General features: G+C 58.2%; 15 protein-coding genes and 2 tRNA genes. 11 read left to right on the top strand and 6 right to left on the bottom strand.

What is annotated here, in order from left to right; genetic code table 11:
* The first annotated feature begins 37 nt into the window (after positions 1–37).
* Both ACOQFT_RS16330 and ACOQFT_RS16335 read left to right on the top strand, forming a co-directional pair.
* Positions 38–1,153 (top strand): THUMP domain-containing class I SAM-dependent RNA methyltransferase, encoded by a 1,116-nt coding sequence (locus tag ACOQFT_RS16330; RefSeq protein ID WP_421598951.1) that lies wholly within the window; start codon positions 38–40, stop codon positions 1,151–1,153.
* Positions 1,154–1,252: 99 nt separating this feature from the next.
* A tRNA-Pro gene (locus tag ACOQFT_RS16335) sits at positions 1,253–1,329 on the top strand.
* Between the two features lie 1,039 nt (positions 1,330–2,368).
* Here the strand turns inward: ACOQFT_RS16335 and ACOQFT_RS16340 are convergent.
* Entirely contained in the window at positions 2,369–2,824 is a 456-nt protein-coding gene (locus ACOQFT_RS16340; protein ID WP_421598952.1) for an Lrp/AsnC family transcriptional regulator, read from the bottom strand.
* 115 nt (positions 2,825–2,939) lie between these two features.
* On the opposite strand from ACOQFT_RS16340, the gene ACOQFT_RS16345 reads away from it, so the two are divergent.
* Positions 2,940–4,139, top strand: a complete 1,200-nt coding sequence (locus tag ACOQFT_RS16345; RefSeq protein ID WP_421598953.1) for a methionine gamma-lyase — start codon at positions 2,940–2,942, stop codon at positions 4,137–4,139.
* Positions 4,140–4,153: 14 nt separating this feature from the next.
* Positions 4,154–6,526: a 1-deoxy-D-xylulose-5-phosphate synthase N-terminal domain-containing protein gene (locus ACOQFT_RS16350; RefSeq protein ID WP_421598954.1), complete on the top strand. Its 2,373-nt coding sequence runs from the start codon at positions 4,154–4,156 to the stop codon at positions 6,524–6,526.
* A gap of 421 nt (positions 6,527–6,947) precedes the next feature.
* Here the strand turns inward: ACOQFT_RS16350 and ACOQFT_RS16355 are convergent, their stop codons facing one another.
* The 3 genes from ACOQFT_RS16355 to ACOQFT_RS16365 are packed head-to-tail and all read right to left on the bottom strand — an operon-like array spanning position 6,948 to position 11,090.
* The gene (locus tag ACOQFT_RS16355) at positions 6,948–9,011 is read right to left on the bottom strand and encodes an ABC transporter permease (protein WP_421598955.1); all 2,064 of its coding nucleotides are present in this window, start codon (positions 9,009–9,011) and stop codon (positions 6,948–6,950) included.
* A 4-nt stretch (positions 9,012–9,015) separates the two neighbouring features.
* Positions 9,016–10,095: a quaternary amine ABC transporter ATP-binding protein gene (locus tag ACOQFT_RS16360; protein WP_421598956.1), complete on the bottom strand. Its 1,080-nt coding sequence runs from the start codon at positions 10,093–10,095 to the stop codon at positions 9,016–9,018.
* A gap of 59 nt (positions 10,096–10,154) precedes the next feature.
* Positions 10,155–11,090, bottom strand: a complete 936-nt coding sequence (locus tag ACOQFT_RS16365; protein ID WP_421598957.1) for an ABC transporter substrate-binding protein — start codon at positions 11,088–11,090, stop codon at positions 10,155–10,157.
* A 96-nt stretch (positions 11,091–11,186) separates the two neighbouring features.
* Between ACOQFT_RS16365 and betI the strand changes: the two genes are divergently transcribed.
* Entirely contained in the window at positions 11,187–11,918 is a 732-nt protein-coding gene (gene betI, locus ACOQFT_RS16370) for a transcriptional regulator BetI (RefSeq protein ID WP_421598958.1), read from the top strand.
* Positions 11,919–12,090: 172 nt separating this feature from the next.
* On the top strand, positions 12,091–13,194 hold the full coding sequence (locus tag ACOQFT_RS16375; RefSeq protein WP_421598959.1) for a Hint domain-containing protein: 1,104 nt from the start codon (positions 12,091–12,093) through the stop codon (positions 13,192–13,194).
* A 49-nt stretch (positions 13,195–13,243) separates the two neighbouring features.
* On the opposite strand, the gene ACOQFT_RS16380 is transcribed toward ACOQFT_RS16375, so the two are convergent.
* Positions 13,244–13,441: a hypothetical protein gene (locus ACOQFT_RS16380; RefSeq protein ID WP_421598960.1), complete on the bottom strand. Its 198-nt coding sequence runs from the start codon at positions 13,439–13,441 to the stop codon at positions 13,244–13,246.
* Between the two features lie 190 nt (positions 13,442–13,631).
* A tRNA-Leu gene (locus ACOQFT_RS16385) sits at positions 13,632–13,716 on the bottom strand.
* Between the two features lie 741 nt (positions 13,717–14,457).
* Here ACOQFT_RS16385 and ACOQFT_RS16390 point away from each other — a divergent pair.
* The 5 genes from ACOQFT_RS16390 to ACOQFT_RS16410 are packed head-to-tail and all read left to right on the top strand — an operon-like array spanning position 14,458 to position 19,933.
* On the top strand, positions 14,458–14,865 hold the full coding sequence (locus ACOQFT_RS16390; protein ID WP_421599050.1) for a hypothetical protein: 408 nt from the start codon (positions 14,458–14,460) through the stop codon (positions 14,863–14,865).
* A 2-nt stretch (positions 14,866–14,867) separates the two neighbouring features.
* Complete coding sequence (locus tag ACOQFT_RS16395; RefSeq protein WP_421598961.1) at positions 14,868–16,877, top strand: dynamin family protein; 2,010 nt, start codon at positions 14,868–14,870, stop codon at positions 16,875–16,877.
* Between the two features lie 8 nt (positions 16,878–16,885).
* Positions 16,886–18,616 (top strand): dynamin family protein, encoded by a 1,731-nt coding sequence (locus ACOQFT_RS16400; protein ID WP_421598962.1) that lies wholly within the window; start codon positions 16,886–16,888, stop codon positions 18,614–18,616.
* A gap of 22 nt (positions 18,617–18,638) precedes the next feature.
* Positions 18,639–19,040, top strand: a complete 402-nt coding sequence (locus ACOQFT_RS16405; protein ID WP_421598963.1) for a hypothetical protein — start codon at positions 18,639–18,641, stop codon at positions 19,038–19,040.
* 23 nt (positions 19,041–19,063) lie between these two features.
* Positions 19,064–19,933, top strand: a complete 870-nt coding sequence (locus ACOQFT_RS16410; protein WP_421598964.1) for a hypothetical protein — start codon at positions 19,064–19,066, stop codon at positions 19,931–19,933.
* The last annotated feature ends 2 nt before the right edge of the window (positions 19,934–19,935 follow it).

Genomic DNA, 19,935 nt, shown 5'->3' on the forward strand with positions numbered 1-19,935 from the left:
TGTCGCACCCGGAAAGCTTCCAGTGTAAGCAAATCCAATGGAACAGACGAGCGATCTTGAGATTTTTCTGGTGGCCACCCCGGGGCTTGAGGCGCCTTTGCACGCCGAGACCGTCGAGAAGGGATTCGCAGCTGCCAAAATCGTACCCGGCGGGGTCAGCTGCCGTGGTGACTGGACCGAAGTCTGGCGCGCGAACCTGTGTCTGCGGGGGGCCAACAAGGTTCTGGTCCGATTGGGCAGCTTTCCCGCGGTTCATCTGGCGCAGCTCGACAAGCGGGCGCGCAAGTTTCCGTGGTCCGATATCCTGCGCCCCGATATTCCGGTCAAGGTCGAGGCCACCAGCCGCAAGTCGCGTATCTATCACGCTGGCGCCGCCCGTCAGAGGATCGAGCGGGCGATCTCGGAAACGCTGGGGGCACCGATTTCATCTGATGCGGGCCTGCGCGTCTTGCTGCGCATCGAAAAGGACATTTGCACCTTGTCCGTCGACACCTCGGGCGAGCCACTGCACAAACGCGGCCATAAACCGGCAGTAGCCAAGGCGCCGATGCGCGAAACGATGGCGGCGATGTTCCTGCGGGAATGCGGCTTCGACGGGTCAGAACCCGTTTTGGACCCGATGTGTGGTTCGGGTACATTCGTCATCGAGGCGGCCGAGATCGCTTTGGGGTTGAACCCCGGCCGGTCCCGTCATTTTGCCTTCGAAGACCTGCATGGGTTCGATTCGAAAGCCTGGACCGCGATGCAACAGACCGACGCGCGATCAGAAACGGACATGGTGTTCCATGGCTCAGACCGAAACGCCGGCGCTGCGGACGCAGCCACCACCAACGCCGACCGGGCCGGAGTTGCCGCACACACCCGGTTTCAGTGCAAGTCGGTCAGTGACATCAAGCCTCCGGCGGGTCCTGCAGGTTTGGTCATCGTCAACCCGCCCTATGGCGCCAGAATCGGAGACGAAAAGCGTCTGCGCTCTCTGTACGGCAGTCTGGGCAAAGTTCTGATCTCACGGTTCAGCGGCTGGCGTGTCGGAATTGTGACCAGCAATCAGTCGCTCGCCCGCTCAACCCGCCTGCCTATGCTGGCTCCGGGACCCGTGGTAGATCATGGCGGCACGAAAATCCGGCTATACCGAACCGATCCCTTGCCCTGATGGGAAATCAGTGTCGCTCGCCCGTCTGGAATTCATGCGCGGGGCGTCAAAAACCCTCTTGCACATCCAAATCCCCGGGTATAGATCACCCGCCACGGTCGGAGTGTAGCTCAGCCTGGTAGAGCACTGTCTTCGGGAGGCAGGGGTCGGAGGTTCGAATCCTCTCACTCCGACCAGTAAAACAAGGCGCCCGAGGGCGCCTTTGTTGTTTTTAAGACAGTGTCAGAGGTTCATTGAACCTAACGTTAGTCGAACTCCAACGCACTGGCGGCCTTGCGCAGATGCTCCGGGCTGTAGCGCGCAAAACCAACGCGATGATCCGAGTATCTGAATGGCCGAGAAACGGTGCAATCTCCTCCATCGAGATGCCTGCCTCTGCCACGCCCACCGTGTTGCGAACTCGGTGATGCCAAGACCGCGCCGAACTTACCAATCAGTGCGTTCCTGGCCCAAAACCCGCCAATCTGGCCCATGAAAGACTTCATTTGGCCGGCCATCATGCGAAATCGGATCGGCGTTCCTAGATTTTTTGCATCATAAGTTGCTAAATTCGATGGCCAGGCGATGGGCGGACGTGGCCGTAATGCCGGGGTCGCTGTCGTTGCTAACATCACGAAGGAAGCGCAGCCCGGCGCGTTCGTTAGGTGTCGGAACGTCATACTTGCCACACATGGTTTTATCCCCGGAGATCGCGTTGTTCGCGGCCTGTTACCTGCTCGTCAGCCTGGGGTCGGAGTTATTGGAAGCCTCACGGATCGCTTGCAGCCAGCCAACTTCGTTTGTTGTGACGGGCTCTCCGAATACCTCCACGACTGATTCTGCTGCCGCCGGACCATTTGCCTGCTCCAGTGCGAGTTGCATCACGAAAGCAGGGCCCGTCTCCAGTGCAGCCGCCAGCACCGGGACGCGAACGGGCACACATTGGAGCGACCCCGCTTGATCATCGGGATCATGTTTTGGTTCACATAGTCGGCCTGGGCGACAATCTCAGCCTTGCTCTAGGTCGGTTTCAATTCGAGCACCCGGCGCTCGACGTATTTTGCCAATCTTGTTTTTTCGAATGGTTTCTTGGCCATCGCTATTTCTCGAAAGTGACACGGCACGTGCTGTATGTTTTCTCTATAGCGATGCTGACAACGGGAAATTGCGGCGAGAAAAAATTAGTCAGCCAAAATGTTTAGCCAAATGGTAACAACCCATTCCAACTCGGTCGATCTATTCGGGCGGAAAAACAGCGGTCTTTTTTACTGTTCCATAGACAAAGCTGGTATCGATTGAGGCTATCCCGCCGATCGGATGAATTCGGTGACGAATAAATTCCTCATAGGCCTCAAGGTCCGATACCAATACCCGCAACTGGTAGTCCATTGCCCCGGTCAGCACGTGGCATTCAAGAACTTCATCGATCATCCGAACGCGCTTCTCGAAGTTCTGAACGTCCGTTTCATTGTGCCGCTCCAACCGGATACGCACGAAGACGGTAATGGCCATCCCATACGCGGCAGCGTCAACGTCGGCGCTGTATCCCTTTATCACTCCGTTGGCTTCCAGGTTTTTGACCCGGCGCAAACACGGCGAGGGGGACAGGTTCACCTCTTCGGCTAGATCCTGGTTCGTCATGCGCCCGTCCCGCTGCAGCGCTCGAATGATTTGCCTGTCCTTGGCGTCCATTTCACCCTCTTGCTTGGCAGAATATGCCAATTTCACCGTTCTAATTGGTATAATTCGCAACCATTAGCCCAAAGTAAAGGCGCAATCTGGCTCCAACATGTATCAGGAGCTTGCAATGACTCGTTCAACCGGATTTGCCACCCGCGCCATTCACCACGCTTATAACCCTCTGGAAAATGACGGCGCGCTGACACCACCGCTGCATTTGACGTCCACATTTACCTTCGAAACCGCAGAGGCCGGTGGAGAAATGTTCGCTGGAGAGCGTGAAGGTCATATCTACAGCCGTATTTCAAACCCCACATGTGACCTTCTGGAACAACGCATTGCCGTGCTTGAAGGCGCCGAGGCTGGGCTAGCTCTCTCAAGCGGCATGGGGGCGATCACGGCAGTGTTTTGGACCCTGCTGTCTCCAGGTGACGAAGTCATCGTGGACAAAACGCTCTATGGCTGCACCTTCGCCTTTATGCGTCATGGTTTGGCGAAATGGGGGGTCACGATCACGCATGTCGACATGACAGACCCCGAGAACCTGAAAGCAGCCGTTTCCGACAAAACCCGCGTTGTCTATTTCGAAACTCCGGCCAACCCGAATATGCGCTTGGTGGACATCGCCGCGAGCGCCGCAATTGCGCATTCGGTCGGTGCAACGGTTGTCGTCGATAACACTTATGCCAGCCCGTATCTGACCCGCCCGATCGAGCACGGCGCAGACATCGTTCTGCACTCCGCGACCAAATACCTCGGCGGGCATGGCGACGTGGTCGCTGGTCTGGTTGTCGGAACCGCCGAACAGATTGCTGAGATTCGCCTTGTTGGGATGAAGGACATGACCGGCGCGGTAATGGCCCCTTTCAACGCGATGCTGATCCTGCGTGGTCTGAAGACACTGAACCTGCGTCTGGATCGTCACTGCGCGTCCGCCAAGGTCGTCGCGGACTTCCTCGAAGCACATCCCGCCGTCGGCGAAGTTTATTTCCCAGGTCTTGAGAGTTTCGCCCAGCACGATGTCGCGCAGCGCCAGATGTCCCAGCCCGGCGCCATGATCGCGTTTGAAATCAAGTCCGGCCTGTCCGGTGGGATTGAATTCATGAACCGCCTGAACATGATCCAGCGGGCGGTGTCGTTGGGCGACGCCGAAACACTGATCCAGCACCCCGCATCGATGACTCATTCGACGTATACGCCGGAGGAACGGGCCGAGCATGGGATCAGCGATGGCCTGATCCGCCTGTCCGTCGGGCTGGAGGATGTCGAAGATATCCTTGCAGACCTGGAGCAAGCTTTGCCCTACCCTGCCCGCAGCGCCGCCTGAACCCGGAGACCGCCATGCACATTGATCCCACCCAACTGAAGATCGTGGAGCAGCGCCTGCTCTGGTTGTCGCATTGGATGATTCACCATGCCAACCACGTCCGACCGAAGGTGGATGGGATCAAGATCGGCGGCCATCAGGCTTCGTCTGCTTCGATGGTATCGATCATGACCGCGCTCTATTTCTCGGCCTTGCGTCCAGAGGACCGGGTTGCGGTCAAACCCCATGCCTCTCCGGTTTTCCATGCGATGCAGTATCTGATGGGCAATCAAACGCGTGAAAAGATGGAAAATTTTCGCGGATTTGGCGGTGTGCAAAGTTATCCCAGCCGGACCAAGGATATCGACGATGTTGATTTCTCGACCGGGTCGGTGGGTCTGGGTGTCGCGATCACCTCGTTTGCCTCGATCATTCAGGATTACATCAAGGCCAAAAGCTGGTGCTCCGACGCCCCAATGGGGCGTATGGTGGCCCTCGTTGGCGATGCCGAACTGGACGAAGGCAACGTTTATGAGGCGTTGCAGGAAGGCTGGAAGAACGACCTGCGAAACACGTGGTGGATTATCGATTACAACCGACAGTCACTGGACGGTATCGTCCGGGAAGGGCTGTTTGAACGGATCGAGAAAATTTTCGATGCGTTCGGTTGGGATGTCGTTCGTGTGAAATATGGTGTCTTGCAACGCGCGGCCTTTGAGGAGCCCGGCGGCAACCGCCTGCGTGATTGGATCGACGCCTGCCCCAACCAGGACTACTCCGCTTTGACCTTCATGGGCGGCGCGAACTGGCGACAGCGTCTCTTGGACGATCTGGGGGATCAGGGGGATGTGACCGCTCTGATCGAACGGCGCACGGATGCAGAGCTTGCAGCCCTTATGGAGAACCTCGGCGGCAACTGCGTCGAAACAATGGCCCAGACATTTGCTGCCATCGACCATGATCGCCCAACATGTTTCCTGGCCTACACAGTCAAAGGATGGGGCACCCCTATTGCAGGCCACAAGGACAATCACGGCGGGCTGATGAACAATAGCCAATTCGCCGCGTGGCAGTCGCATATGGGTGTGCCGAAGGGCGAAGAATGGGAACCGCTTGCGACAGTGCAGAACCCAGAAAAGCTCAAGGGTTTCCTTGCAAATACGCCTTTCTTTGCCAAAGGTCCGCGCCGCTATTTTGATGACAAGTTGGATGTGCCGCCAATCGGGATCGACACCAGTCGCGAAATCTCGACCCAGATGGCGTTTGGCAAGATCCTTGACGATCTGTCTAAAGGCGACAGCCCATTGGCCGAACGCATAGTGACGACCTCCCCGGATGTGACAGGCACGACAAGCCTTGGTCCTTGGGTGAACAGGCGCAAGCTATTTGCCCGATCCGAACAATCCGACGCCTTCATAGAACACCGTATCCCTTCGACGGCGAAATGGGAATTCACGCCGGAAGGCCAGCATGTCGAGCTTGGTATCGCCGAAATGAACCTCATGCTGCTTCTGGGCGCAGCGGGTCTGTCGCATTCCCTGTTCGGTAAGCGGCTGATCCCAATTGGCACCGTCTATGATCCATTTGTCAGCCGCGGCCTCGATGCGTTGAATTACGCCTGTTATCAGGACGCGCGCTTTATGCTGGTTGGCACACCTTCGGGTGTCACACTCGCACCCGAAGGTGGAGCACACCAATCCGTTGGAACACCGCTGATCGGGATGAGCCAGGACGGGCTGGCCGCATTTGAACCCGCCTTTGCCGACGAGCTGGCGGTGATCATGGAGTGGGCCTTCGACTACCTGCAGCGCGATGGCGAAGGTCAGCCCGACGAGCGCACATGGCTGCGCGATGAAACCGGAGGGTCCGTCTACCTGCGCCTGACCACCAACCCGATTGAACAGCCCGGCAAACGTGTCGACGACGAGTTCCGCCAAGGTGCCATTGATGGGGCCTATTGGTTGCGGAAACCCGGACCCAATTGCGAAGTTGTGGTCGCCTATCAAGGAGCAGTCGCGCCGGAGGCAATCAAGGCCGCCGGTATGATCGGCGAAGGCCGTCGCGACATAGGTGTATTGGCCGTGACATCCGCAGATCGCCTGAATGCCGGTTGGACCGCCGCTCAACGCGCGCGTTCGCGTGGAAATCGGGCGGCACGCTCCCACATCGAAACCCTGATGTCCGACCTTCCGCCGCACTGCAAGCTTGTCACCGTTATCGATGGTCATCCTGCGACTCTTTCCTGGCTCGGGGCGGTGCTTGGACATCAGACCATCCCCATGGGCGTCGAGCATTTTGGCCAGACCGGAACAATCGGCGATCTATATCGCCACCATTGCATTGATGCAGACGCTATCCTGGAGAAAGTGAATGGCCTGACCCATGGCCGGACTCTTCACCGTGCATAAGTGGGTTGGATTTGGGTAGAGAAAACAGAGAACAAACCAGCCCTGAACTTAGACCTAAGTAGCTACAGGGGTATGTGGACAGTGCTTCATAGACGAAAACCAATAACTTGGCTGCCAGCACCGATTTTCGCGTGGCAGGGGTCGGAGGTTCGAATCCTCTCACTCCGACCAATAAAACAAGGCGCCCAAGGGCGCCTTTGTTTGTTTTTGGATTTTTGAACGAAATGATCTTCGCAACGTTTAAATCCCCCACGCGCTCATTTCGTTTCCACCCATTGAATCCAAACACCGCAACCCCACCTCAAACCTCCGAGCCCATAATCCCGACGGCTTTCTTTAGCGCGTCGGAACTACCGGACCGGTAAACTCTTTCCGGCGTTTCTTGTGAAGTAGCGAGATTAGCCGTTGCGTTACCCTATTGTCAGATAGTGTTGTCCAGTTTCACACCGTGGCGGGCCTGAATCTGGTGGCTGAAGCCTTGCGTGATGCGGTCGGCAATCATGGCGATGATGGCCATACCGATCCCGGCGGTCATGCCAACCCCGAAGTCACCGTCCCCAAGCCCGATATAAATCTGCTGACCCAGATCATCCGTGCCCACCAATGCGGTGATAACCAGCATCGAAATACCGAACATGATCGTCTGGTTCAGCCCCAGCATGATCGACGGCACCGCCAGCGGCAGCTTTACCTGCCAAAGTGATTGTCGGGGTGTTGTCCCGATGGCGGTCGCGGCCTCGATCACGTCATGGGGCAGATTGCGCAGACCGTGCTCGGTGTAGCGGATCGCGGGGACGATAGCATAGACGATGATGGCCAGCAGCGCGGTGAACTCACCGATTTTGAACACCATCACAAAGGGGATGAGGATCACGAACAACGGCATGGTCTGCAGCGTGTCGATGACAGGTCGCACCATGCGCGAGACGGTGTCATTCTCGGACGCCCAGATGCCGATGGCGCTGCCGAACAGGAAAGACAGCAGCACCCCGACCCCACAGAGATAGAGCGAAACGACCGACGGCTGCCATATCCCGGTCAGCAACAGGAAAGCGACCCCGGCCAGCGCCCACAGCGCGAGGTTCGTGCCACCGGCCTGCCAGGCCAAAGCGATGATGATCGCGCAAAGCGCAACCCAGGCCAGACCGGTCAGCCCGGAGTACAGAACCAGAGCAAACAGGATCACCCAAAGCGCCGGCAGCAATCGCCGTTTGAAGACCAGATACCCGGCCACTAGCGCGACAATCAGCGCGTAACCCTTGGTTACAGCCGGGGTCATGGCAAAGCCCCAGGTGAACGGGCTGACGGCCTTGGTCAGGCCTATCTTGATCGGCAACATCAGATAGAACAGCGCCGCCCGCTTGATCGCCTCTAGCACGGTGCGGAACTCGACGAAGACCCACTCAAGACCAGCATTCATCGCCGGGGCCGGGTTCAGGACCCATGCATCGGGCCAGTCCTTGAGCGGCGAAAAGACCAGGGCCAGCAACCAGGCCGCACCAAACAGGACAGCGCAGGTTATCCAACCTGACGCCTTGCGTTGCGTCGAGTTGGACTGCACCGCAAATCCCCAAGTGATCCGGTCTAGAACCATCGCCATCAACGCGATCACGATCCCGGCCAGCAGGCTTTCTCCGAACTGCGCCTTGCGCATGGTCGACAGCACTTCCCAACCGATATCGTTGGTGCCCCCGATGATCGAGGCGATGATGACCATCGACAGGGATGCCATTGTCGTCTGGTTGACCCCCAGCAGAATTTGCCGCTGTGCCGTCGGCACCCGCACGCCCCAGAACAGCTGCGGCGGGGTGGCGCCGCTCATGAGGCCGGACTCGATGACCTCATCCGGGACACCGTGCAGGCCGACGATGGTGTTGCGCACCATCGGAGGAAAGGCAAATAGGATCGAGGCGACCAGACCAACCGTTGTGCCAAAGCCGAACAGCAAGAGGATCGGCAGCAGATAGGCAAAGGCGGGTATTGTCTGCATCAGGTCGAGGATCGGCATGATGATCCGATAGGCCCGCTCTGACATAAATCCCCATGTTCCCAGCGCGAACCCCAAAGCAACCGCCATCGGAATCGATACACACACCAGAGCGAAAGAGTTCATCGACTGGGTCCAGAACCCAAACGTCACCATGTAAAGCAGGCTGGCCGCGGTGAAGATCGCCAGCCCTTTGCCCCCGGCGCGCAAGGCCAGAAATACCCACAGAACAAACCAAGCCGCCCAGGGCACCGCGTGCAGAACCGTCTTGGCCAGCAGGATCGGCCAGTCCAAAAGCCATGAAATGGCCTTGAAGAACCACCCGAAGGTCACAACGAACCACCGCATCGCAGTGTTCATCGGATCGGTCACCGGCAGAACCAGTGCGTCGGGATAGGTCACCAGCGGCCCGAGGCTTTTGGCAAACACGACACAAACCGCCACCAGAATCGTGACCGCAAGCCAGACCACCAGCGATCTGTTCGAAGCTGTGCCCATAGTGTCAGTCCTTGACCGCAGAGGCGTCCGAGACACCACTGGCCAAAGCGGCAATCACGTTCTGGCTGGTCATGTGCACCAGCGCGTTGTCGTCCCGGCGCACCGCAACACCGGTGTCATGCGAGGCCAGATAGGGCAGCAGGTCGGCCACATTGGTCGAGGCCGGAACCTCTTTGATCCCGGCGGGCGGCGAGTTGTCCGAGGCCACATCGCCTGCGGTCAGGATCAGCTCCCACGGGACATCATTGGTGAATTCGCGGACATAGTCATCGACCGGGTTCAGGATCAGATCCACCGGACGGCCGATCTGGACAACCGCGCCGTCCTTCATGATCGCCATCCGGTCGGCGATGCGCAACGCCTCGAGGAAATCGTGGGTAATGAAAACGATGGATTTGTGCAGTTCCTGCTGAAGCCGCAGGAATTCGTCCTGCATCTGGCGCCGGATCAGCGGGTCCAGCGCACTGAAGGGCTCATCAAGGAACCAGACCTCGGGCTCTACAGCCAACGAACGGGCAATACCGACACGCTGTTGCTGTCCGCCGGAAAGCTGGCTGGGGAAGCTGTCTTCCCGCCCTTCCAGACCGACCAGCGAGATCACCCGCTCGGCCCTCTCCAAGCGTTCCTTGTCGTCCAGGCCCTGTAATTTCAGCGGAAAGGCCACGTTCTCCAGAACGTTCAGATGCGGCATCAGGCCAAAGCTCTGGAACACCATCCCCATCTTGTGACGTCGAATGTCGATCAATTCCTTCGAGGACACTTTCAGCAGGTCCTCTCCATCCAGCAGAATCTCTCCGGCGGTGGGTTCGACCAGACGGGACAGGCAGCGCACGATGGTGGACTTGCCCGAGCCCGACAGCCCCATGATCACGAAAATTTCGCCCGGCATGACGTCAAAACTGACGTCGGTCGAAGCGACGATACCTCCATTGTCCCGAATACGTTGCGCCATCGCCTTGGCTTCGTCGGGCCCCTGCCCGGCGACATCGACGTTGCTCAGATGCTGGTCCGCCCCTTTGCCGTAAAGCTTCCAGACATGCTTGCAGGACAGTTTCGGGGTGGTGGTCGGGGAGGGTGTGGTCATTTCGGCAGCCTTGAAAAAGGTGGAGCACGCATATGGCGCTCCACCGGAAGCGTTGGTGTTTATTGCTTTGCGGCTTCAACCCAGGGCTGCCAGACGTCCTGGTTTGTACCCATCCACTCGGCCACGACCTCTTTCACTTCGCGCCCGTTCTGGTCCACTTCCAGGATCAGGGCGTTCTGCACGTCGTTGGTCATGCTCATCAGTTCGACCATCTTCATCGCATCCGGATAGGTCGAGGCGAAATCCTTGGCGACGATCTTGTCGACGGTCGCCTGCTGAAAGCCACAGGCCTCACCGCGTTTCTGGCTGGCCTCGTCGCAGGTGCCGTGCGGCGTGTCCCATTCGACCCATTCAACCTCGGTATCCGCGAACACCCAATGCGGCTGCCACATCATCATCAGAATCGGCTGCTCTGCGGCAACGGCACTTTTGAGTTCGGCCAGCATCGCGCCCTCCGAGCCACCGGGTACCGGCTTGAACGGCAGGTCGATCAGTTTGACCAGATCGGCTGAACGGGTCCCCCAGTCCGCCGGATAGGTGATCAGACGGCCATCGGGGAATGTGTCGGCGGCAGCAAAGGCCTGCGCGCAGTCATAAAGCGCCTCATAGGCGGGCAGACCTGGGCAGAGATCGGCCATGTAGGGGGGATAAATCCAACCTTCCTGCGGTTCGAGCCCCAGACCGCCGACAACAATGATGTCCCCGGCTTCGACAGCCTTGGGGTAGATGTCGCCCACGTTATTGGTCCACAGTTCGGGCTGATAATGCAGGCTGCCTTCGGCAATCGCAGCCAGCTGTGGCACGGCACCGGCGGTAACGTATTCGACCTCGTGGCCCAGCTCTTCGAACAGTGCGCCCGCGAAATGGGCCGAGATATGCTGGCCCGTCCATTCGTTGACGGCAATCTTGATCGGATCAGCAAGCGCCGCGCCCTGCGTCAACATAAGCGTAGCGGAAGCCAGCAAAGCGGGCCTCAGTTTGCGTGAGAATTTCATGGTAAACCTCCGTTGGTGCGTTGGCCGTTTTCGGCCTTTTGTGCCCGCATCGAAAAACAGTACAGCTGCAGGTAATTTGATGCATTGAACCATTTTATGTCAACTGCGTTTGTTTTTCACCTTCCCGAATGGTACTTTTGTATCCATTACGCTGAGCATGAAAGCGATCCTAACATGAGAAAGCAGACCATCAAGAACATGCGTCGCAAGCAATTGACCGAGGCGGCGTTTGAAATTCTCAAAACTCATGGAATCGCGGGGACGACTATTGACAGGATCGCCAAAGAGGCAGGTGTATCCAAAGGCGTGGTGCAGCACTATTTCCCAGGAAAAGAAGCCTTGTTCGAGGCTGTTTTGCGTGAGACTAACGCCAAAGCCCGCCGCTGTGTGACCGCGTTACTTGCCCATAGTGACACACCGTCAGAGCGGCTATACGCAATCTTATACGGCTATTTCGCTCCGCCGTTTTTTCAGCATGAATTCTGCTGTGCCTGGGTCAGTTTATGCGCAGAGGTGCCGCAGAACGCCCAATACTTACGCGTACAAAATGCCATCCATTCCCGAACGCACAGCAACCTGATGAGCGCCCTGCGCCATTTGGTTGAACCGGCCTTGGCCGAACAGATTGCCTTTAACCTGACAACGCTGATCGACGGGATATGGATGCGGACCGCCTTGCAGGCAAAACCGATTTCCCCGGCCGAGGCCGTGTCTCATATGGAATTTGCGCTGAATCGGTTGTTTCGTGATACGGCGGTCGACAGTGCGAACCTGCAGGCGGCGCGTGAAAAAATTGCGCAGGTCAGCGGAATCCTTTTCAAAATTTGAGGCAAGACAGCAGGGGGGTTGCGGCAGTTTCGCCCGTGGTCAGGCGCCGCGATTGCTGGTCGTGTGGGGTCTTTTGACCTGCCAAGTGCCCATTTTCTAATTTAAACTTGAAATTTCCGGAACTTGACGGCTAAGTGCACGCCGTACGATTTTTCTGTTTCAAGAGTAAATAATGGCGACCAGTTTTACCGTTTTCTCTCTCGGATCCCTGCCGATCTGGGATACTGTCGAAGGCAACCAAACCCTTGCGACCGGTAATGTTAATGCGGCCCTTGGCACCTATGGCTCTGCTGGCGAACCGCTCTATGACAGCAGGCAGACCTTTTCCGAGGCGGGTGCGGGTTTCGGCGGCGGAGACGCGAACACCTACGATCTGAACAACAATATCTCGAACGATCAGTTCAGCATCGATGGAGGCCCGCCCCAGACCTTTGACGCCTCGATGATTTTCAACGCGGTCATCACATATAACGACGGCACCACCGCCAACATAACGGCCGTTGTTTTTCAAGACACCAACGGCAACACCTATTGGGCACCGGAATTCGAGGAAAACGCGGACCAGGACGCGATCGAGGAAAGCGCGATCCAGTCGATTCAACTGGTGTCGCCGATTTATGCGAACGGTTTCAACACCGGATATTCACTGACCGGGGTAAGGGTCGATTCCAATCCCTTGTGTTTTGCACGGGGCGCGATGATCGCCTGCCCCGACGGTCCGCGAGCGATCGAAAACCTGCAAGCCGGAGATCTGGTGCTGACGATGGACAATGGCGCGCAACCGATCCGCTGGATTGGTCGTCGTACCATGGCCGCCATCGGAAAATTTGCGCCGGTCAGAATTCGGGCGGGTGTTCTTGGCGCGCAGGAGACGCTGGAAGTCAGCCCGCAGCATCGCATCCTGTTACAGGGGGTCGAAGTCGAGTTGCAATTCGCCTGCCCGCAGGTTTTTGCCGCCGCCACTCATCTGGTTGACGGCGGCGGGGTGTCCGTGCGGGAAGGTGGAGAAGTCGAGTATTTCCATATGCTCTTTGACCAGCATCAGGTCGTCTGGGCCAACGGCGTCGCGTCTGAAAGCCTCTTTTTGGGGAAAACGGGCATGGCCTCACTTGATGATGACAGCATTGCAGAGATTCAGACCCTGTTCCCGGAACTCGATCTGGCCTCGGGGCAAGGCCATGAAGCCTCCCGCCCGGTTCTCAAATCATTTGAGGCGTCACTGTTGGTCACGCAAACGGCGGCCAAGAAACCTGACACATTGGTCGGGGCCGCCTAAAGACTGCGCAACGGCACGCGGCCACAAGCGTCCGGGTTCTTCAAAACCCCTAACTTGGCCGAACTGCGACAAGAACGACGTCAAGTTCATCTTCCAGGGCCTGCAACTTTTTCAGGTCGTCTTTCGGCAGATTGGCCGTATCGGCCTCAACTGCGGCAAGCGCGACAACCGGGCGTCCAATTTCCTGTTCAAGCGCCTGAACCGCGTTGAGCTTGTCGGCCTCAAGCGTTGCAAGTGGGTAAAGCATGGCAATCTCCTGTCTACTGATGACTAGGAGTATAGCCGAGTTTCCGGATTTTTCCCCCTGTTTATCAAGTTCTTGCCGATGCGCAGCCGGATGGCGGCAAAAAACAGTGAGAGCCGTGACCAAACAGAAATCCCCGAGAGTGTCAAGGCTGCATCCGTTTCAATATCAGTTTTTCCGCTGAAAATCATAGTGGTGCGGGTGGAGGGACTTGAACCCCCACGCCTTGCGGCGCCAGAACCTAAATCTGGTGCGTCTACCAATTTCGCCACACCCGCAGTACCGGCCCTGAGTGCCGGGTTGACGTGCTCAATAACAAAGCCTGTGGTCGAGTGCGAGAGGGAAATTCACTTGGGCGCAAGATTATTGAGCGCGGCCCCATGGCAATCGAACCTGACGTATTGGTGGCGACCGGCACGCAGCATCAGGCCCCGGAATCACGGTCGGAATTATGACCAGCGCCCCGACCCCCGATTCTGCCTGAACCGTGTCCGCCAGCATTTTAGCGCTAGGGTGTCATGCTCGGAATACGCCGCCTGACGCATGATTTTTCCGCCCGGCACGTCACGGAAAAACCCACCACACGTTAAACGCGTCTACGTTGAGTAACGCGTAGATCCGAAAAAAGCACTGAAACTGTTTTTACGAACAGCACATCAGAGTGCCCATCGATTTGGTTCAGCGCAATTCTTCCAAATTGGATTTTTTTTGTTTATTATTCAAAACATTAGCCCACAGCATTTGATCAGAACCATGCCTCGGCAACGCGGCGCAATCACTCATCGCTCGGGGTCGTTTATAACCGGAACTCTGATCTTGCGACCATGGGTTGAAAGCCGCCGCAGGACTGCGACCATATTTGCGCCACATTTCAAACGCCAAAATATCTTATTCGCGTCAAAATAACACCGCCTTGCCAGTAATTTATGGAGAGCGGGAATTAATGAGTCTTTCCCGCCTTCGGGCGCCGTAAGAGTTTTTTGCTCAACTCGAACACAGGGGTCTTAGCCGTGACCAATATGATGAACTCTGCTGCTGCTGAGCAAGACGCTGTTGGTCTTGCACGTGAAAGTTTCCTTGGTGAACTGAAGTCCTTGAATCAGGACCACCCGAACACGGGCTTTGGCGTTTCGTTACGCACGCATTCGGGGGGCCACTACCTGCTCGCCAATTCCCGGATGCCACTGCCGAAAACCAAATCCCAGGGCTTTCCGACCGGGCGCCGTTTGGCGCTGCTGGAAAACAGTGAACAGTTCAGCTCGATCGAAGTGCTTGCCGATTCCGGTGCCTACGAAGAAATTTCGCCGGGTGCCGAGGCTGCGATTCTGGGCAATGCGCTGAACCTGATCGCCCGGATCGATATCCTGACCAGTTCCGCTGATGGTCAGGTGCAACCCCACATCGCTGCTACTGGAACCGGAGGCTGAGCATGGCCCGTAACGACCACCTTCTGTCCGTAGGGAACGAAGCACTGACGCCGATGACTTCGGCGATGACGGCGCTGACGACGCAGATCGACCAGCTGACAGAGGTGGCAGATGCACGGTCCTCGGCGCGGCTTGCGACGCTCAAAACACGGATGGAGAACTTCACGGCCAGCGTAACGTTGGTCGGGCAGGTCAAGGCCGGTAAATCCTCGATCGTGAACATCCTTGCGGGGCGCCCTGCCCTGTTGCCCTCGGATGTGAACCCGTGGACTTCGGTGGTGACCACGCTGAATATCAATACCCGCACTGAAGGCGACAAAAAGGCCAAATTCACTTTCTTTGAACAAGAAGAGTGGGACAACCTGATGGTCGGCGGTGGCCGTCTGGGTGAACTGGCCAACCGGGCCGGTGCCGATGACGAGATGGAAGACATCCGCCGCCAGATCGGCGAGATGAAGGCCAAGTCCGAAGCGCGCCTTGGTCAGCATTTCGACCTGATCCTTGGGCAAAGCCACCAGTATGACTATTTCGACGACGAACTGATCCAGCGCTATGTCTGCCTGGGCGACGACGATGACCCGGATATCAACCCCAAGACCGGGCGCTTTGCCGATGTCACCAAATCGGCGGAACTGTTCATGGACATTCCGCAATATCCGATCTCGCTGAAGCTGTGCGATACGCCCGGTGTCAACGATACCTTCATGGTGCGCGAGCAGATCACCCTGCGCAGCCTGCGCGGGTCCGAGGTTTGCGTTGTGGTGCTTGCGGCGAGCCAGGCGCTGACCACAATGGACATGGCGCTGATGCGGATCATCGCGCAGTTCGAAAACCGCCAGATCATCCTGTTTGTGAACCGGATCGACGAGCTGTCCGATCCGGTGAACCAGGTGCCCGAGATCCGCGACCGGATACAGGACACGCTGAAGCAGAACAATATCGACACCAACACCAGCGTCGTGTTCGGCAGCGCACTCTGGGCCGAGGCGGCCCTGACCGGGAACCCCGATATCCTGTCGGAAGAATCCCGTCAGGCCCTGAACACCTTCTATCTGGCCGCCGGGTTTGGTGATCAGGCGCCCTCGCTCGACAAGATCTGGGCACTGTCGGGTCTGCCCGACCTGCTGCTGGCCATGAATGAACGTATCGCCGAAGGGGCGGGCAATCGCCTGCTGGACCGCGTCCGCCACCGGGCCCGCAACATTGCCAGCCAGATTCGGGCAACCGCGGTGGCCAAGAACCTGTCCGACGGTCAGGGCGTGGTGCGCGATCTTGACGGTGTTGCGCCGGAAGAGGCCATCGCCAAGGTGACCGAAGAGTATGAAAAGAAGGCCGCCGAATTGGCGACTTCTCTGCGTGACAAAGTGTTGGAGCGGTTGAATTCAGCCGAGAAGAACTTTGTCAAACGGGCCACGGACTCGTTGATTTCGCATCTGGAACAGAATGGCGAACAAGGCACCTGGCAATATGATCCGGCGGGTCTGCGCACCCTGCAAAAGGCCGCCTATTTCAGCTTTGCCCGTGCAATGCGCAAAGACGCCGGGGCGCTTTACAGCGCTGCTGCAGCAGATGTCGAAGCGCTGTATCAAAAGCTGCTGGGCAACCATCTGGGCGAGTTCAGCATCGAGGCGCCCATCGTGCCCCGCGTGCCGCCGCCGCTGGGCATCGGCCGCACCATCGCGTTGGATTTGCAAAGCACCTGGTGGCGCCGCTGGTGGCAACGCCGCAAAGGGTTCGAGGCCTATGCCGCGGACTACACGCGCCTGATCGCGTCCGAGGCGAACTCGATCACCAAGGACCTTGAGGAAAACCAGATCGCAGCCGTTCTGGAAAACGTTCGGGCGGGCCTGTCCGACTTTCTGCGCGAGCAGAAAGAAACCCTGCTGAACATTTCGGCCTCGGCCGAGCAGGATCCGGGCCAGGCGGCTTTGATGGCGGGCATGACCCCCAAGAAATCGCGCGACGATATCCTGGGCGACATCCTGAAAGATCTTAGTAACGAGGCAGCATAAGTAGCGACATGGCAAAAGATACACAAACCCGCTTCGTCTCTCCTAAGGCTTGGGAACGCATCGAGCAGTGGTCCCGGCGCAAGCCGATCTTTGCGCTGATGGGAGAGTTCAGCGCCGGGAAATCGACGCTGATGAACTTTTTGCTGCGCTCGCAGGCGCTGCCGACGCAGGTAACGGCCACGCAGCTGCCACCCGTCTGGTTCAGCTGGGGCAAGAAATCGGCCTATGTGCAACGCCACGATGGAACCCGCGAAAACATCACTCTGGATCAGCTGGAATCTGTCGGTGTCAACGACGTCCAGTTTGTGCGCATCTTTCTTGAGGCCGATATTCTGGAAGCCGTGGACCTGATCGACACCCCCGGTATCTCTGATCCGAAGATCTCAAACGACGTCTGGCGCCGTGCGGTTGGACAGGCCAACGGGGTTCTGTGGTGCACCCATGCGACCCAGGCCTGGCGCGAGACCGAACGTGCGACTTGGGTGTCTTTGCCGGAACGGTTGCAGCATAACTCTCTGCTGCTGGTGACCCGGGCCGACGTGCTGGGTCCGAAAGATCGGCAAAAGGTGCTGCGCCGAGTCAACCGCGAAGCGGGCCACCTGTTCAACCGGTCGATCCTGTTCTCGGCCCGTGACGCCATCATTGCCCGCGACAAGAGCGGTGATGCGGAACAGTGGGCGCGCAGCGGCGGCGGCAAAATGGTCGACAGCTTCCTGCAGATCACCGAACAGATCATGGACAACCGCGCCGATATGTTGACGCGCTATCAGATCGACAATGGTCTGGCCGGCGGCGCACCCGTGCAACCGATCCGCCCGAAACGCATGGTGGAGCAGGCCGAGCAACCGGCCCCCCTGAAACTGGTCAACCCCGTTCCCGAGACCCCCCGGGAAGACGAGGTCGTCACCAGCTTCCCCGTGCGCCCGACCCGTGTCGAGCGCCGCTCTGAGGATGCCGACCGCGAAGAGCGCATTGACGCGGCAGAGGCCGAGCGTCTGCGCGCCGAGATGGGCACCGAAACGCCGGTGTCAGAACCGCAACCAGAGGCCGAAGGCGACGATCTGCGCGCCTTTTTCAGGGATACGGAAAGCAACAGTCTGAATCTGGCGGAATACAAGGAAACACCGGCAGACGAAGACCCGTTCGACCTGCTGGATGAGGACGATCTGGAAGACGACGGTGTCAACCTGACGGCAGAACCCGTTGAGACTTTGGAAGAACCCGCCCCGGCAGACTCCGACCCTTTCATGGCGTCGCTGGAAGGCAAGCTGGCAGACACGCCCGAACAGGATCAGGCACCGGTCGAAGAGCCGGAAGACCAGCGCGCCGAAATTTCGGTATCCTCAATTGCCGCCTTGCTGACTGAACAGTCGAGTGGCGCTCAGGATGAATACGAACCGGAACCCGAATCCAGCGGTCTCGTGAACATGCAGGTTGTGCCCATGTCCAATGGCTCCGCCAGTGACGAGTCCGCCTCGTCGGACGACACGGATGAAAACCAGGAAATCTTGGTGAATGTTCCGACCGACGCACCGCTCAGCGCGGCCTCCATGTGGCGCGACATCACCGCCGGTGAGGATTTGCCGGAAGATGTCGAAGGCATGACCAGAGTGTTCGGGGCGTTCCTTGAGGAATTCGACCAGATCGCAGCCGAGCATTTCGCGCGCTATGCCAAGGGGGCGGTTCGCCCGGTGCCGAATGCAGCGAAAAACAGCGGGGCAGAATTCCGTGTGTTATGACCAGAAACTCAGGTAGCAAGCGATGACGATCGAAGCCGCACTGAACACCGCGATGGAAACCATACCCGACTGTATTGCAGCCGGGTATGTCGATATGGAAACCGGGATGTTGCTTGGGACCAACACCCAGGACCAAGACAGCGCCGACGTTCTGGACAGTCTCGCCCTTGCCGTGGCTAACCTGTTTCAGGGTCGCGGTGTCAAAGCCTTTGAGGAATTGCTGCGCGAAGCTGGCGCCGAAGAGGTCGAAAATCCGGGATTTGGGGAAATCGCGGTGTTTTCGAATGATCGGCTGAATATCTTTCTGCGGACCCGGGAATATCCCGATCATGTGGTCTGCTACATCTGTCGCAGCAGCGCCAATGTCGGGTTGGCGCTGACAAAATCGCATCTCAGCCTGGGGCCGGTCGCGGCCGCAGTTTAGACGGGACCAGAGGGGGTCACGGCATGGTGGATACGAACATACTCGAGATGCTCGACGACATCGGGCGCTTGTCTGTGGCACGTCTGAACCCGGCGGTCACGGTCCCCGGGGAAACGGCCCGGGGTCGGCGCGAAAAGGTGTTGGATACCATTCGCGGCACCATTCTACCGCGCCGTTTGGAATTCACTGCTGCCAATGGCGATTGCCTCGCCATCGAGGTCAACAGTTCCCGGATCACCGATGTGTTCCGGGTTCAGTCCGGCATCGCTCCGGATTTCGAAACCGAACCCCGCGAGGAACTGGCCGCCAAGCTGGCACAGCTTGTGACCGACATTGCGGCGGCCCCTGCACCGTTGGAGATGATTTCGCTACAGCCCGACAATGCGCTTGAGGCCGACGATGTGGGCATCACCTACAGCGAGCTTGAAAGCGCTTGCGGGAAAATCGAACTGCCTGCGGACCCGGTCATTTCCATCGTCCCGGACGAACCCGAGGACTCTGCCCCCCCCAAGGAGGAAGCGGCAGAAGAACCCGCCGACTCCTTGGCGCAGCGGTTCTATGACGGTTCGGAACGGTTTGCCCAGGGTCGGGTTCTGGCCCAAGGCGTAAACGGGGCGTCGTCGCGCATGGACGGAACCTGTGACGAAGGGGAACCGCTGTACCCGAATTCCGATCTGCTGGCCCGGTTCGCCCGTGACCTTGCGGGTTGGGATGGCGACTCGGCCAACGTGATGGACCACCCGCAGTTGATTGTCATGCGGCCCTCTGGCGGCAAGGGCGCCGGGCTGGCCATTCTGAACGATGGTAAGAGTTTTGCCATCGCCGTACACGAGGCACGCAAGCTGGGCGCCGTTGTCAATCTGTGGGCCACACTGAAAAGGCCGGATGGATGATT

The sequence above is a fragment of the Ruegeria sp. MALMAid1280 genome (assembly GCF_049195285.1).
Taxonomy (GTDB): Bacteria; Pseudomonadota; Alphaproteobacteria; order Rhodobacterales; family Rhodobacteraceae; genus Ruegeria.